This is a genomic window from Candidatus Nitrosopumilus sediminis, from assembly GCF_000299395.1.
Classification (GTDB): Archaea; Thermoproteota; Nitrososphaeria; order Nitrososphaerales; family Nitrosopumilaceae; genus Nitrosopumilus; species Nitrosopumilus sediminis.
Genome location: NC_018656.1, coordinates 125,550 through 139,050, shown reverse-complemented (window position 1 = coordinate 139,050; position 13,501 = coordinate 125,550). Strand labels below are relative to the sequence as shown.

Below are 13,501 nucleotides of genomic sequence, written 5' to 3'. Positions count from 1 at the left end.
GTTTAAGAATTTTTCAAGTTAAAGATTATCAATTATAGATTTGAGGTGTTCAGGAAGATCCGGTAATTCAGTATGACTTTCATTATTTTGAAGATTTTCAGGGCCAATTCGTCTAACTCTTTGAGTTCCAAGAAGAGTGTCAATATTTCTTTGAATATCTTTTTCAGGTAATATTGTCTTTAATTTTTCAAAGATCGTTTCTTCATTCTCGTATTTTTTAATCCCATATTGAACTAGAATGGTTTTTTCTTCAGAAGAGAATTCAGTCATATTTTAGTAGGGAGAATTAAGGCTAATAATCTTTCTTTACACTATAAAGAAAAAAGACGACAATATTTACAAACATAAAGCTTGTTAAATATGAAGAATAGATACATCGGATATGTCGATAGAGATACTTGCAAAAAAATCAATGATATTAATTGTATTTTTTTATTTTCGTTAATCTTTATCGGGATTATATTTTCTTTAGGGACAACTTTTGCAATTGAAGAAAAAGAGCAAACCACATTTCTTTCATGGATAATGATTGCATATGTTGCAGGTTTATCCATGATTGTTTTGCCTTGTACTCTACCTTTGGTGTTCATTATTGTTCCATTGAGTATGGGACACGGTTACAAGAAAGGACTAACAATGGCTCTGCTTTTTGGTTTAGGTTTAACTTTGACTATTACAGCATATGGTATTGGAATTGCTACAATAGGACAAACCGCATCATTAGATCAAGCTTCTACTATAATGTTTTTGATAGCGGGAATTGCAGCTTTTGTTTTTGGGTTATCGCAATTGAAAATAATTTCTTTGAGACTACCATCTTATTCAGGAACTCCTAAATTCATTCAAAAACGTGGAGAGTATACAAAATCATTTTTCATGGGATTATTATTGGGAAATGCAGGAGTAGGTTGTCCTAATCCTTTGTTCTATTGGCTTTTAATTTACATTGCAGGAACTGGAAGTATTGAAGTAGGGGCATCATTAGGTGTCGTGCATGGTGTAGGCAGAGCAATTCCTTTGATTTTGATGTCAGTACTTGCAGTTATAGGAATTAATGCAACAAAAAGTCTTACAGTCAAAAGAGAATCCATAGAAAAAGCATCAGGATGGATGTTGATAATCATCGGTTCCTTCTTGATAATCAATGGTTTTCCAGACGGTCATGAATGGTATGAAGAAACATTCATCCATCAAGGATGGAATAATTTAATTGAAATGACTCCAATTCCTCCTGAATTTGAGATGGAAGAGCATGATCATGGACATGGAGATTCTGGAAAAGACTTTAAAATATTCTATCCTGCTTTATTTGCAGTGTTAATTTTGAGTCCAATTTTTGTGCTTTCGGTTAGTAAATTGAGGAGGATAAATGCATGAAAGATCCTGTTTGCGGAATGGAACTTGGGGAGAAAGGAGAAAAGTTATTGCATAAAGGTAGAGAATACATATTCTGTTGTGCTAGCTGTAGATGGGCATTTGAAAATAATCCAGAGCAATTTGAAAATGAGTCATAAAGTAGAAATTCTGACAACTCCTTCTTGTGGAAATTGTAATTTAGTTGAAAAAATTCTAAATGAATTAAATATTTTATATGAAATCATAGATGTTACAGAAAAACCAGAATATTTGGAGAAATATCCAATATTTACTGCTCCAGGAATTGTAATTGATGACAAATTAGAATTTACAGGCATACCAAAAAAACATGAAATTCTTGAAAAATTGTCATAATGTCTAAAATTTTTGTTGTAAAAATAATTCTGATAGAAAATGAATTTAGATATGATTTGCTTTACTAAAAACCATCTTTGAAAATATACATTTTCATTTTTATTTAAAACTGACACAATTAGATTATGTCAGCAGTAAATAATCAATCAAATAGTACATCAGATAAAAAATCTATTTTCATTATTGGAGGGGTCATACTTATAGGAGCGTTGACTCTTTTTGCATATCTGATGTGGTATGTTTCTCCAGATGAATATATTGAAAGTGATAGCAATTACAGAATCTGGGTGTATTGTAGAAACTTTTGATGGTTTTGCAGCAAATATTGGAGATTGTAATGTGCAACAAGGTGAGTATGTTAATGCTCTAATAGACAAAAAAGTCAAAGAGAGGGCAGCCTTGATGAATCCTACTTCATAAAGTAATCATTTTCAAGAAATGTAAAAATAAAATATATGCTCATGTGGATTCAGCCGCCAAATGAGGGATGAAAATAGAAGTTAATGTTAGTGAGTTCAGCCAATTACACCTAAATCATTTGAAATATGAGTTTGTTCTAGTAATATTCTTTGTAATGAGAGTAGGTGTTTTATTATCTAAGCGACAGATCGGACAAATGTCCACATTGATTCCAAAGTATCACCAGGAATAGTAGAATATCCATCATGAGCAAATCTTGCAAGAATGATGTTTTTTCCATCAACTGCATCAGATAGAATGGTACTTGCAACTAATTCTTCTGAATCAAATGATTGTGATTGCACTCTTCTTATCACCTGAAAATTCTGCCCATCTACAGTAATAATTGGATCATTTCCTCGTGTTGCCTCATAATCCAAAAATGATTTTAGTGCAGGTAGATTAAGATCTGAGAATTTCACAGATTCCAGATATACTACAAGTGTTCCATCGGAATTTCTTAAGGTAGTTTGTACAAAGATAAAGACATCATCTTCTAATTCAGGTTGAATTTCACCAAAAGAACAACTTGCAGGAATTAAAAATAAAACAAATAAAAAAATATAATTTTATTCATAAAATCAATTAAAAATAGTAGATAATTAATTTGCTGTTTTGATGGTTTGGCCTAATAATTCTTTGTATAAAATAACAGCTTCTTGTTCATTTTTTGGTCCCACCACAACTGCAGAGCCTTTTTTCATGAAACTTACAGACAAGTCATTAGTTCTCATAGACAGTCCCAAGTTACCCTGATTTTCTACAATGAATCCTTTTTCCTTTGCGATTCTAGTTACAGCATCTACATCAACATCAAATGTTTCAGTAGGAGTAATAGAATAAGTCCTCTTACCACGATTGCGTCCACATAATTCTTCTAAAATCAATTCTTCTTTTGTAACAACGTCTAGTTTGCCTGTCCCACAAACGGGGCATTCATCAGCTCTGAATGTTCTAGTACTGTTAAAATCAAGGTTTTCCAAATCAATATGCAAGATTCTTTGAGAGAGATTTGGGGGTTTTCCAAGAATTATTTTAACAGCTTCTGAAACTTCGATTGCACCAACAATAGAAAGTATAGGCGGATGAACACCTTCAATACTACATGTTGGCATGGAATCCTCATCAAGGGATGGAAACATGCAATAGTAACATGCAGATTTTTTTGGAATAACAGTAAAGACTTGTCCGGATGTTCCAACTGCAGCTCCTGTAACAAAAGGAATTTCAAACTTCACACATGCTTTGTTTAATGCGTATCTTGCATTGACACTATCAAGTGCATCAACTACAACATCACAACCTTCAACAACTTCTAATGCAGTGTAATCATTGACAGATACAGCTAGTGCTTCAATTTTGCAATCAGGATTTAATTTCTGTAATTTTTTTGCAGCAACTTCAACTTTGACTTGGCCAACATCATCTTCATCAAACATCATCTGTCTATGCAGATTTGATAATTCTATTACATCTCTGTCAACAATACGTAAAGTTCCAATACCCATTGTAGCTAGTCTAGAGATAATTGGATGTCCCAAACCACCTGTTCCTACAACACAAACTTTGGCATTTTTTAATTTTAATTGTCCACCATAACCAATTTCTTCTAACATTACTTGTCTGGAAAATTTGTCTAGTTCTTTTGGAGAAAGTTCTTCTGAACCACCAGCTACTGCAGGTAAAATGTAAACCTCATCACCGTCTTTTAGAACAGTTTCCATGCCACTAGAGAATTTTGCGTTCTTTCCATTGATGTAGATATTTATCAATGAGCGTGGAGTTCCGTCACCTTCCAAAACGCGCCTCTTAAAATCATCACCCATGATTTCAGAGACTTTGATAAATGCATCTTGTAACGAGTCAGCAGAAGTCTCTATTTTCTTCTCGCCACCACTTTGATTAAGCACAGAAGGGATTGTAAATGTGATATTTGTCATTAGTTTACTACCGCCGATATTTCATTCACGTCTGCCTTCATCACTGTAGGCTTTACTAAAACTTCCATGATTGATTCAGTTGCCTTCAGACCATTACCAGTAACATAACATACTACTTTGTCGTTTGCATCAATCTTTCCTTGTTCAACCATTTTTTGTAAAACAGATATTGAAACTCCTCCAGCTGGTTCTGTAAATATTCCTTCAGTTTGTGCCAATAATAAAATGGCATCAAGTATTTCTTTGTTGTTTGATTCTTCAGCAAATCCATTGTATTGTTGTAAGCGTTTCAAAACATACCTTCCATCTCCAGGATCACCAATTGCTAAACTTTTTGCAATAGTATCAGGATTCTCAACTGGAATTACTTCTTTGTTATTTTTCTTAAATGCATCTACTATTGGTGCACAACCATGTGGTTGAGCTGCAACCATATGCATGTTAGATACATCATCAAGTAATGATACAGTTTGTAATTCTTCAAATCCTTTACATATTGCGTTAAGCATTGCACCACTTCCTACTGGAACTATCAGTTGATCAGGGACTTGCCAATCAAGTTGTTCTGCAACTTCAAATGAAAATGTTTTAGAGCCTTCCACATAATGAGAGCGCATGTTAATATTCACTATACCAATGCCTTTGCTATCACCAATTTGTGCAGCTATTGTGTTTGCATCATCATATGTTCCATCAACTGCGATATAGTTTGCACCATACGATAATGCCTGAGCAATTTTTGCCATCTCAATATTACTTGGTGCAAATACATGACATGGCAATCCAGCTTTAGCTGCATGTGCTGCAGTAGCAGATGCTAAATTACCAGTGGATGCACAACCAACTGCCGACAAGCCAAATTCTTTAGCTTTGGATATTGCAACCCCGGCTGGTCTGTCTTTGAATGAAAATGTTGGATTTACAGAATCATTTTTGATGTAAAGATTGTTTAGTCCTAATTTTTTTCCAAGATTATCAGCTTTTATCAGAGGAGTCATTCCTGTCCCAATACTTACAATGTTTGATTTTTGTTCTATGGGCAATAATTCAAAATATCTCCAATACGTATGATCACGATTTGTAAAAGTGTCCTTAGTTATAGTAGGAAAATTGTATTTTACATCTAGGGGACCAAAACACTCATCACAAATATACTTGAAAGCAGTATCATACTCTTTTTTACATTCTCTACATTGCAGTGAAGTTCTAGTCAAGATCATTATCACCTTTGATAATATAGATAAAAAATCCTAATATCAAGTTAAGTATTACTTAATTTTATCACTAAAAAATATAATGATTAATAGTAATCATAAGGGGAATGATAGGTAAAACGATCAAAAATCAAATTTTTTAAAATAATAAATTCTGAGGAAGGTTTTTAGACATTTTTGTAAGAGAATTTTTGTGAAAGGTAAGATTGTAATTCCAATTGTTGTTGGGGCGATAATAGTAATGATAGGAATTATTGCAATAACAAATCAAGAATCAAATCAGATGGAGGTCGAAGATATACTAGATAGGGAGTTAATGCCAGAAGAAGATACATCACCAGAAGTACAAAAAAAATTAGATGAGATTGAAAGAATTAATTTAGAAAATGAATATTCTCCTAAAGAAAGAGAGTGGATTACATCAGGACCATTCCAGATTGATCGTAGTGAATATGTACTAGGTGAGAAAATATTTCTCGTTATTGGTGGATTACAACAGTATGAAAAAGGACAAGTTGCATTTCTAAGACCACTTAACGATACACATTACAAAGTATATCAAACGATTCCGTTTGATGGTTCAAAGAAAAATGTTTTCAACTATTACATACAACCCCAAATCTCAAAGGAAAATGGTATATGCTCAATTGATGATCTTGTAGGAGATTGGACGGTAGTTTTTAGAGGAACAAATTATGAAAATCTAAAATTTAGAATAACAGATAAAATTCTTCCAGGTGATGAAGATTCTTATGAACCAGTCTGTTAATTTATTTCAAATTATTGTGAAAACAGACTTTATCACCTAAATGACAAGCAGGTCCAGAAGGCTCAACCAGATAGATAATTGCATCAGAATCACAATCAACTAAAATTTCTTTAATTTTTTGTGTGTTGCCTGATTCTTCTCCTTTCATCCAAAGTTTATTTCTAGAACGACTCCAAAACCAGGAATTGCCAGATTTTTTTGCAAGTTCCAAAGATTCTTTATTTGTATATGCCAATGTCAAAACGTCTTTTGTATTAGCATCCTGAACAATTACAGGTACAAGACCACCACTTTTCTCAAAATCTATATCATCAATGGTTTTTTCCATATTAAATAAAATAAAAATCAGTATTATAATCTTACAGGAATTGCTTTTTCTTTCAAATATGATTTCACACCATTAACTCCATGTGTCTCATAGTGAAATATTGAAGCAGCCAATGCTGCATCTACATTTGATTCCTTGAAAACATCAACCATATCATCAGGTTTGCCACATCCACCTGAAGCAATAACAGGAATAGTTACTGAATCAACGACATTTTTAGTCAGCAAAATATCATAGCCGTCTTTAGTTCCATCTTTATCAATACTAGTAAGAAGAATTTCACCTGCACCCAATTTTTCTGCCTCTTTTACCCAGTCAATTACATCAATTCCAGTCCCTTCCTTTCCACCGTAAATGAAAACTTCAAACCAAAATTGTTGACCATTTTCAGAAAAGATATTTTTTGAATCATCAATGACATAATTTCTTTTAGCATCTACAGCTACTACAACACACTGTCTACCAAACAGTTCCATCAATTCTGTAATGATTTTGGGGTTTTTTATAGCACCGGTATTGATACCAACCTTGTCGGCCCCATTAAGTAAGATATTCCTTGCATCTTCTAATGATTTTACTCCACCACCTACTGTAAATGGAATATCAATAACGGATGCAACTTTTCTTACCAATTCTTTGATTGTTTTTCGTTGTTCATCAGATGCAGTAATATCTAAGAATACTAATTCATCTGCACCTTCATTGCTATATTTTTCTGCTAGTTCTACGGGATCTCCTGCATCTTTGATTGATTCAAAGTTCAATCCCTTAACTACTCGTCCATTTTTTACATCTAAACAAGGAATGATTCGTTTAGTTAGTGTCATGATAGTTTTTTTGCCTCTTCAATTGAAATTTTTTTCTCATATAGTGCTTTTCCAAGAATTACTCCAAATGCATTTTTTTCTTTAACGTCTGCAACATCATTAATGTTTGAAATGCCTCCACTTGCAATGATGTTCGTATTTGGTAAATTACAAGCTTGTTCTAGAAATTCTAAATCAGGCCCTTCAAGTGTACCATCACGACTAACATTAGTTAATAGGAATTCAGTAAATCCCATTTCAAGAAATTCTTTGATGGATGGAATCAATTCTATTCCGGTGCCTTTTTGCCAACCATGAATTACAATTTCACCATCTTTATGATCAACTGAAATGACTATTTTTTCAGGCCCCAATTCAGACAATAGTGATTTTAAAAGAGGTTTATCTTTGAATGCCAATGTTCCTAACACTATTCGTTTTGATAGGTTCGCCATTTCCAACACTAATGATTTATCTCGCAAACCACCAGCTACTTCAATGGGAATGGATATAGTGTCAAGAATTTTTTTAATAATTTCAATATTGGAGCCAATTCCTAAGGTAGCATCCAAATCTACTAAATGAAGAATATCAGCGCCTGCAGATTCCCACTGTTTTGCAATATCTACAGGATCATTGCTATACACAGTCTTTTGTTTAGGATCACCTTTGTACAGTCTTACAACTTGACCATTCATCAGATCAATGGCAGGAATTATTTTCATTTCTTACACTCTTTGAGAAAATTTTCTAGCATAATTTTTCCAACAATACTGGACTTTTCAGGATGGAATTGCGTACCAAAAAAATTTTCATACTCAACAACTGCAGGCACTTTGATTCCATAATCAGATTCAGCAGTGATTACATCATTTGACTTGGGCTTTACTCTATACGAATGAACAAAATAAGCCCAAGAGCCATCTTTGACTCCTTCAAGTATTTTTCCAGGTTTCTTAATTTCAAGGTCATTCCATCCCATGTGTGGCACCTTCATAGATGGGGGAAGAACAATTACTTCACCATCAATTACATCCAAGCCTTTCTCCTTGCCTTCTTCACTTTTTTCAAAAAACATTTCCATGCCAAGACAAATTCCGAGAACAGGCATACTACCAACATAGTCTCTAAATTCAACCTTTGAATAATTCCTTACACTATTCATGGCAGGATCAAAGTTGCCAACCCCTGGAAGTAACAATCCAGAATATGTGTTTTGATTATCAAAGGTAGTGATTACATCAACTGTGGCACCTACTTTTTCAAGAGAGTTTTTCAGACTGAAAATATTTCCAGCACCATAATCAAAAATTGCAACACTTACCATTACATTGAACCTTTTGTGCTTGGAATTCCTTTTTGTTTTTTATCTTGTGTTGATGCATTTCTTAATGCGACGGCAAGTGATTTAATGGCAGCTTCAACTTTGTGGTGATCATTATCTCCATACTTTACAGTAAGGTGAATGCAACTATTCAGATTTTGCAGTAAAGATTGAAAAAAGTGTTCAAGATCTTCTTTTGACACATCCTCAATTTTATTTCGTTTAATAGATAAAGTCAACTTTGAAAATGGACGTTTTACTAAATCAATTGAAGCCTCAGCAAGTGATTCATCCATTGGAACAGAAGCATAGCTAAATCTAGTTATTCCACGTCTAGTGCTTAATGCTTTGTCAATTGTTTGTCCAATTGTAATTGCAGTATCTTCAATCAAATGGTGTTCAATGCCATCATTTGATTTTGCAACAACTTTTAGATCCATCATTCCATGTGTACCAAATGATACAATCAAATGATCAAGAAAGTTTATTCCAGTTTTAATGGATGTTTTTCCAGTACCGTCTAAATTTACAGATACATTGACACTAGTTTCCTTTGTATTTCGTTTAATTGATGCCTTTCGTGGTGCCATTTTTCTCACAGATTATGTGATTGTATTATTCTAAATTTAATACCTTTGGTAACAGATGGATTGAATCCAATACCAAAATAGCGTCATTTTTCTCAAATAGTCTTAATTTTTCTTGGGGGTTTTTACTGGTACCAATAATTCCACAAAATGTAGTTTCATGTCCCAAACCAGTCGTCTTTTTTGCCATTATGAAATCCTCAAAAGAATCTCCAACATAAAGAGTAGAAGTGCTATTCATTCCATTAATTGAATTTAAGAGAGGTTGAGGGTTTGGTTTTGCAAGTTCACGAGATTCATCCTCAAGGAACACAGAATTATTCAAATCAAATTTATTCAATAATGATTTTAATGAATAACTTACAGATTCTTTTCCTCTGCCAGTAACCATAGCAATTTTTGAATTAAATTTTTTTAACAATTTTTCAATCAAAATATCATTTAGAATCACATCATCTTGTTCAATCAATCCAGGATCAGAAAAATTAGATGTATTATGAAATAATTTTTCATAAAGTTCAGGACCATAAAAAATCTGATCAAAAATACGATAGAGTGGATTTTCATGATGAGTTCCAGGATAAGACAGCTGTTTTTTGATGTCAGAAATATCAACAAGATTTTCAATGTATTTTTCTACAGAAATAATACCGGTGGAGTCAGAATTTTCTATAACATCATAGACGAATTTAGTTTGATCTTTTTCTAATTTCTTTGCAGCTACTATAGAAATTATTGCAGCATATGTCAAATCAACTTCATCGTTAAATCCACCTGTAGATTTGAATCCGTCAATAATTTTAAAATCAATAGGAATAGAGTCATCAATTTTGGCAAAATGCTCTAGAACATATTGAGTTGTTTTAATTATTGCCAAATCATAAGACTTTGTAATATCAATTAGCACTCCATCACAATCAAAAACCACAGCATCTATTTTATTTAGAATTTCAATTTTAGAATCATCTACATAGATTCCATCAGATTTTTTTCTCAGAGTCATCTCAATAAATCACGAATTGCCAATAAGAATTTTGAATTCATTTCTTTTGTGCCAATAGTAACCCTGAGGCATCCATCATGATTTCCAATTTTTCCCAATTTACGAATTGAGATTCCTTGTTCTGATAGTGCGGAATAAACCCGCTTGTAGGAGCCATGTGCATCAAAAAGTACAAAATTAGCCTTGGAATCAAATACTTGAAATGTATCATATTTCTGCAAAGTCTCAATAATTCGTTTTCTTTCAGTTTTGATATTATCGATTGTGTCTTTCATAATATTTGATTTTTTCAAAGCCTCAATTCCAGATTCAATTGTAATTGTACTTAGAGGGTATGGGTATTGTAAAACGTTCATGAAGGCCTCAGTGAATTTTTTACTTGCTATGAAGTAGCCTAATCGGATTCCTGCTAAACCAAATGACTTTGAAAGAGTCTGCACTACAATGAGATTACTTTGAGTTTTAACCATGTCAGAAATAGTGTATTCACCAAATTCTCCATAGGCCTCATCAATTATTACAAGTCCATTAAAAGACTTGATCAGTTTTTGTAATTGATTTTTTGAAAATTGGAAGCCAGTAGGGTTGTTTGGAGAGTCAAGATAAAGAATATCTGCATTTTTAGATTGTTTTAGAAAATCTGTAATATCTAATTTCATATCGTCAGAGAAAGGAATTGCAATTAATGGTATACCGTACAATTTACAACGCTCTTCAAAGAATCCAAACGTTGGATTAGAGGTTAAAACTTTGGTTTCTTTTGATGCAAAATTGGATAGAATCAAATCTAATATTTGATCAGAACCATTTCCAACTCCAATCATAGAAGAGGGTATTTTGATAAATTTTGATAATGTATCAATCAGTCTTTCAACTCCACCAAGGGGATATGCTCTAACATCAGAATTTTTTCTTGCAGAAGAAAGTATATCATTTTGGAATTGTTTTGGAATTACATAATTTTCATTTGAATCAAGTTTCACCGAATCTTGAATGAGTTCTGGTTTTTGATAGCCTCCAATAGAATTGAATTTTGTGATTTTTTCTTCAAACCAATTTTTTTTCAATTCAATCTACCTCTAACTGCTTTATAGTGATTAGGCAATCCTTCAGCTTTTGTCAAGACTTGGAGATGTTTTGATATTTTTGATAATGATTTCTTTGATGATGAAATCTGTGTATTTACCTTGATAAAGTCCAAGACCGAAAGTGGGCCTCTGATTTTTCCAAATCCGTTTGTAGGCAAAATGTGATTTGAGCCTAAAATGTAGTCACTTGCTGAGGAGGGAGTGTTGTTTCCAATTAAAACCAGACCCGATGCAGTAATTTTTGAAGATATGGCTTTTGGGTTTTTAGTCATTATTTGCAAGTGTTCAGGGGCCAAAATATTTGCAAGTTTTATCATATCAGAATTGTTTTTACATATTCCAATAAATCCATTATTTTTAAGACTGAATTTTGTGATTTTTCCTCTCTGGATTTTTGGAATTAATTCAGAAAGAATTTTGTTCACAGATATTGCAAGTTTTTGAGATGTAGTAATCAAATAGCAAAATGTGTCATTGCTGTGTTCTGCTTGAGAAATTAAATCCAAAGCAACAAATTTTGGGTTTGCCGAGTTGTCTGCTATTATTCCCAATTCAGTAGGACCTGCAAGCATATCAATTCCAGTTTGATCACTAATCAAAGATTTTGCTGCTGTTACAAATGCTCCTCCAGGACCTACAATTTTATCGACTTTTGGAATTGATTTTGTTCCATAAGATAATGCTGCAATTGATTGTACACCTCCTGTTTTGTAAATCTCATCAGCTCCACAAATATCAGCAGATACGATAGTTAATGGATCAATTTTTCCATCAGAGTTTGGCGGAGATACAACTACAATTCTTTTGACTCCAGCAATTTTAGCTGGAACCACAGACATGATTACAGAACTGGGATATTTTGCTAATCCGCCTGGTATATAACATCCTACACTTTGAATAGGAATAAATTTTTTTGTGATTTTTATTCCATCTTGATTAATTGTGGTATTTTTTAGTAATGATTTAACAGTTGATTCTGTTTTTCCAAGCTTGGCTTTTGCTAATCTTAATGCATCAAGTTCGGTCTTTGATACTTGAGAGTATGCATTTTTAATTTCATTTTTGGATATGCGTAATGAAGGAATGCTTGCCTTGCTGAACTTTTTTTCATATTTTTTGATTGCAGTATCGCCATTTTTTTTAACATCTTTTAGGATTGATTCAACTATAGTTTTGTTATTTTGAGGCTGTTTTGGGAGAATTTTTGCTGCAAACTTTTCTACATTAGTAATTTTGATTATTCTCATCAATTTTCTTCGTCACGCTTTATCTCCTCAAGTTCAAGAATTTGTCGGGGTTCATGAACTACAAGACCTTGAGCAATCTTCCTTAATTTAGGGATAAGTTTGTGAAATTCTTCTTTTTTAATGACGGTATTTACACCAAACCATCCTTGCTCACTCAATGGACTTATTGTAGGCTTTTTCAGAGAAGGCATTTGGGTCAAAAGTTTTTTCAGATTTTTTTCTTCAACATTTAGGTAAATGTGTAAGAATTTTCTGCCATGAACTGCACCTCGCATTAAAGTTACAATATCAAATATTTTTTCACGTTTTTTAGGATCCTTTAATGATTTTTTATTTACAATCAAATGTGCAGTAGAAGTTAGGACCTCATCGACAATTTTGAGTTTATTTTGTTTTAGAGTTGTACCTGTTTCTGTTACATCCATTATTGCATCTACATCCTCAGGAGGTTTTGCTTCAGTTGCACCAAAGGATAGATGAATTTGTACATTTTTGTTATTGCCTAATCTTACCCAAGGGGTAACAATGAGAGGATCTTTGGAACCATAATATTTTTTGTAAGATTTTGATTGTTTTAGAAATTTTGAAGCTGTTGTAAGATATTCAGATGAAATTCTAAGTGTTTTTTTCTTTTTACCATAATCTGCAATCATTTCGTCAAGATTTTTGTAGCGATACTTGTCAGGAAAAGCAATTACTAATCTAATTTTACCATATTCTAAATCTAAGATAGGTTCAACATCAGCATTTGTTTCCCCCACCCAATCCTTGCCAGTTATTCCTACATCATACAATCCTTCTGCAACCAATGTTGGAATTTCTTGAGGGCGAAGCATTTTGACAACAATACTAGGATCATCAAGATAAACTCGATAAGTTCTACTCTTACGATTTACTCTAGTCCAAGATTTTTCTAATAGTTTGAATGTAGCCTCTTCTAAACTTCCTTTTGGAATAGCAAATTTTACTTCAGACATTTTTAATTTTTTCACTTTTTAGTGTATA

18 protein-coding genes are annotated in these 13,501 nt (G+C 32.9%); 5 read left to right on the top strand and 13 right to left on the bottom strand.

The window, feature by feature from the left end; translation table 11 throughout:
• Positions 1 to 18: 18 nt before the first annotated feature.
• A complete protein-coding gene (locus tag NSED_RS00800; RefSeq protein ID WP_014964343.1) occupies positions 19 to 270 on the bottom strand; it encodes a hypothetical protein in 252 nt (83 codons plus the stop codon).
• A 90-nt stretch (positions 271 to 360) separates the two neighbouring features.
• Here NSED_RS00800 and NSED_RS00795 point away from each other — a divergent pair, with 90 nt between their 5' ends.
• The 4 genes from NSED_RS00795 to NSED_RS10200 all read left to right on the top strand — a co-directional run bounded on the left by NSED_RS00795 (position 361) and on the right by NSED_RS10200 (position 2,151).
• Positions 361 to 1,377, top strand: a complete 1,017-nt coding sequence (locus NSED_RS00795; protein WP_014964342.1) for a cytochrome c biogenesis CcdA family protein — start codon at positions 361 to 363, stop codon at positions 1,375 to 1,377.
• Positions 1,374 to 1,514, top strand: coding sequence for a YHS domain-containing protein (locus tag NSED_RS10085; protein ID WP_014964341.1), 141 nt, complete (start codon positions 1,374 to 1,376; stop codon positions 1,512 to 1,514). The genes NSED_RS00795 and NSED_RS10085 overlap by 4 nt, the downstream gene beginning before the upstream one ends.
• On the top strand, positions 1,504 to 1,731 hold the full coding sequence (locus NSED_RS00790) for a thioredoxin family protein (protein ID WP_014964340.1): 228 nt from the start codon (positions 1,504 to 1,506) through the stop codon (positions 1,729 to 1,731). Before NSED_RS10085 ends, NSED_RS00790 begins: the two co-directional genes overlap by 11 nt.
• A 249-nt stretch (positions 1,732 to 1,980) precedes the next feature.
• Positions 1,981 to 2,151 carry a hypothetical protein gene (locus NSED_RS10200; protein WP_156800664.1) on the top strand — a complete coding sequence of 57 codons (171 nt, stop codon included), beginning with the start codon at positions 1,981 to 1,983 and terminating at the stop codon, positions 2,149 to 2,151.
• Between the two features lie 176 nt (positions 2,152 to 2,327).
• On the opposite strand, the gene NSED_RS00785 is transcribed toward NSED_RS10200, so the two are convergent.
• The 3 genes from NSED_RS00785 to NSED_RS00775 all read right to left on the bottom strand — a co-directional run bounded on the left by NSED_RS00785 (position 2,328) and on the right by NSED_RS00775 (position 5,344).
• Complete coding sequence (locus NSED_RS00785) at positions 2,328 to 2,612, bottom strand: hypothetical protein (protein ID WP_014964338.1); 285 nt, start codon at positions 2,610 to 2,612, stop codon at positions 2,328 to 2,330.
• A gap of 180 nt (positions 2,613 to 2,792) precedes the next feature.
• Positions 2,793 to 4,130, bottom strand: coding sequence for a ThiF family adenylyltransferase (locus tag NSED_RS00780; protein WP_014964337.1), 1,338 nt, complete (start codon positions 4,128 to 4,130; stop codon positions 2,793 to 2,795).
• Positions 4,130 to 5,344, bottom strand: coding sequence for a threonine synthase (locus NSED_RS00775; RefSeq protein WP_026090004.1), 1,215 nt, complete (start codon positions 5,342 to 5,344; stop codon positions 4,130 to 4,132). Before NSED_RS00775 ends, NSED_RS00780 begins: the two co-directional genes overlap by 1 nt.
• A 193-nt stretch (positions 5,345 to 5,537) precedes the next feature.
• On the opposite strand from NSED_RS00775, the gene NSED_RS00770 reads away from it, so the two are divergent.
• Positions 5,538 to 6,113 carry a hypothetical protein gene (locus tag NSED_RS00770; protein ID WP_014964335.1) on the top strand — a complete coding sequence of 192 codons (576 nt, stop codon included), beginning with the start codon at positions 5,538 to 5,540 and terminating at the stop codon, positions 6,111 to 6,113.
• A gap of 1 nt (position 6,114) precedes the next feature.
• Here the strand turns inward: NSED_RS00770 and hisI are convergent, their stop codons facing one another.
• From hisI to hisG, 9 genes are read right to left on the bottom strand one after another with little or no spacing between them, the layout of a single operon-like run.
• Positions 6,115 to 6,441 (bottom strand): phosphoribosyl-AMP cyclohydrolase, encoded by a 327-nt coding sequence (gene hisI, locus NSED_RS00765; protein ID WP_014964334.1) that lies wholly within the window; start codon positions 6,439 to 6,441, stop codon positions 6,115 to 6,117.
• 23 nt (positions 6,442 to 6,464) lie between these two features.
• Positions 6,465 to 7,268: an imidazole glycerol phosphate synthase subunit HisF gene (gene hisF, locus NSED_RS00760; protein ID WP_014964333.1), complete on the bottom strand. Its 804-nt coding sequence runs from the start codon at positions 7,266 to 7,268 to the stop codon at positions 6,465 to 6,467.
• On the bottom strand, positions 7,265 to 7,972 hold the full coding sequence (gene hisA, locus NSED_RS00755) for a 1-(5-phosphoribosyl)-5-[(5-phosphoribosylamino)methylideneamino]imidazole-4-carboxamide isomerase (protein ID WP_014964332.1): 708 nt from the start codon (positions 7,970 to 7,972) through the stop codon (positions 7,265 to 7,267). The genes hisF and hisA overlap by 4 nt, the downstream gene beginning before the upstream one ends.
• Positions 7,969 to 8,574, bottom strand: a complete 606-nt coding sequence (hisH, locus tag NSED_RS00750) for an imidazole glycerol phosphate synthase subunit HisH (protein WP_014964331.1) — start codon at positions 8,572 to 8,574, stop codon at positions 7,969 to 7,971. The genes hisA and hisH overlap by 4 nt, the downstream gene beginning before the upstream one ends.
• Complete coding sequence (locus NSED_RS00745; RefSeq protein ID WP_014964330.1) at positions 8,574 to 9,161, bottom strand: imidazoleglycerol-phosphate dehydratase; 588 nt, start codon at positions 9,159 to 9,161, stop codon at positions 8,574 to 8,576. The genes hisH and NSED_RS00745 overlap by 1 nt, the downstream gene beginning before the upstream one ends.
• Before the next feature lie 25 nt (positions 9,162 to 9,186).
• Positions 9,187 to 10,161, bottom strand: a complete 975-nt coding sequence (locus NSED_RS00740; protein WP_014964329.1) for an HAD family hydrolase — start codon at positions 10,159 to 10,161, stop codon at positions 9,187 to 9,189.
• Positions 10,158 to 11,228, bottom strand: coding sequence for a histidinol-phosphate transaminase (gene hisC, locus NSED_RS00735; RefSeq protein WP_014964328.1), 1,071 nt, complete (start codon positions 11,226 to 11,228; stop codon positions 10,158 to 10,160). The genes NSED_RS00740 and hisC overlap by 4 nt, the downstream gene beginning before the upstream one ends.
• Entirely contained in the window at positions 11,225 to 12,496 is a 1,272-nt protein-coding gene (gene hisD, locus NSED_RS00730; RefSeq protein ID WP_014964327.1) for a histidinol dehydrogenase, read from the bottom strand. Before hisD ends, hisC begins: the two co-directional genes overlap by 4 nt.
• Positions 12,496 to 13,473, bottom strand: a complete 978-nt coding sequence (gene hisG / locus NSED_RS00725; protein ID WP_014964326.1) for an ATP phosphoribosyltransferase — start codon at positions 13,471 to 13,473, stop codon at positions 12,496 to 12,498. Before hisG ends, hisD begins: the two co-directional genes overlap by 1 nt.
• Positions 13,474 to 13,501: the final 28 nt, after the last annotated feature.

Coding starts and splice junctions, on each gene's coding strand:
- NSED_RS00800 (WP_014964343.1), bottom strand. CDS start 270: ATGACTGAATTCTCTTCTGAAGAAAAAACCATTCTAGTTCAATATGGG.
- NSED_RS00795 (WP_014964342.1), top strand. CDS start 361: ATGAAGAATAGATACATCGGATATGTCGATAGAGATACTTGCAAAAAA.
- NSED_RS10085 (WP_014964341.1), top strand. CDS start 1,374: ATGAAAGATCCTGTTTGCGGAATGGAACTTGGGGAGAAAGGAGAAAAG.
- NSED_RS00790 (WP_014964340.1), top strand. CDS start 1,504: ATGAGTCATAAAGTAGAAATTCTGACAACTCCTTCTTGTGGAAATTGT.
- NSED_RS10200 (WP_156800664.1), top strand. CDS start 1,981: ATGAATATATTGAAAGTGATAGCAATTACAGAATCTGGGTGTATTGTA.
- NSED_RS00780 (WP_014964337.1), bottom strand. CDS start 4,130: ATGACAAATATCACATTTACAATCCCTTCTGTGCTTAATCAAAGTGGT.
- hisI (WP_014964334.1), bottom strand. CDS start 6,441: ATGGAAAAAACCATTGATGATATAGATTTTGAGAAAAGTGGTGGTCTT.
- hisF (WP_014964333.1), bottom strand. CDS start 7,268: ATGACACTAACTAAACGAATCATTCCTTGTTTAGATGTAAAAAATGGA.
- hisA (WP_014964332.1), bottom strand. CDS start 7,972: ATGAAAATAATTCCTGCCATTGATCTGATGAATGGTCAAGTTGTAAGA.
- hisH (WP_014964331.1), bottom strand. CDS start 8,574: ATGGTAAGTGTTGCAATTTTTGATTATGGTGCTGGAAATATTTTCAGT.
- NSED_RS00745 (WP_014964330.1), bottom strand. CDS start 9,161: ATGGCACCACGAAAGGCATCAATTAAACGAAATACAAAGGAAACTAGT.
- NSED_RS00740 (WP_014964329.1), bottom strand. CDS start 10,161: ATGACTCTGAGAAAAAAATCTGATGGAATCTATGTAGATGATTCTAAA.
- hisD (WP_014964327.1), bottom strand. CDS start 12,496: ATGAGAATAATCAAAATTACTAATGTAGAAAAGTTTGCAGCAAAAATT.
- hisG (WP_014964326.1), bottom strand. CDS start 13,473: ATGTCTGAAGTAAAATTTGCTATTCCAAAAGGAAGTTTAGAAGAGGCT.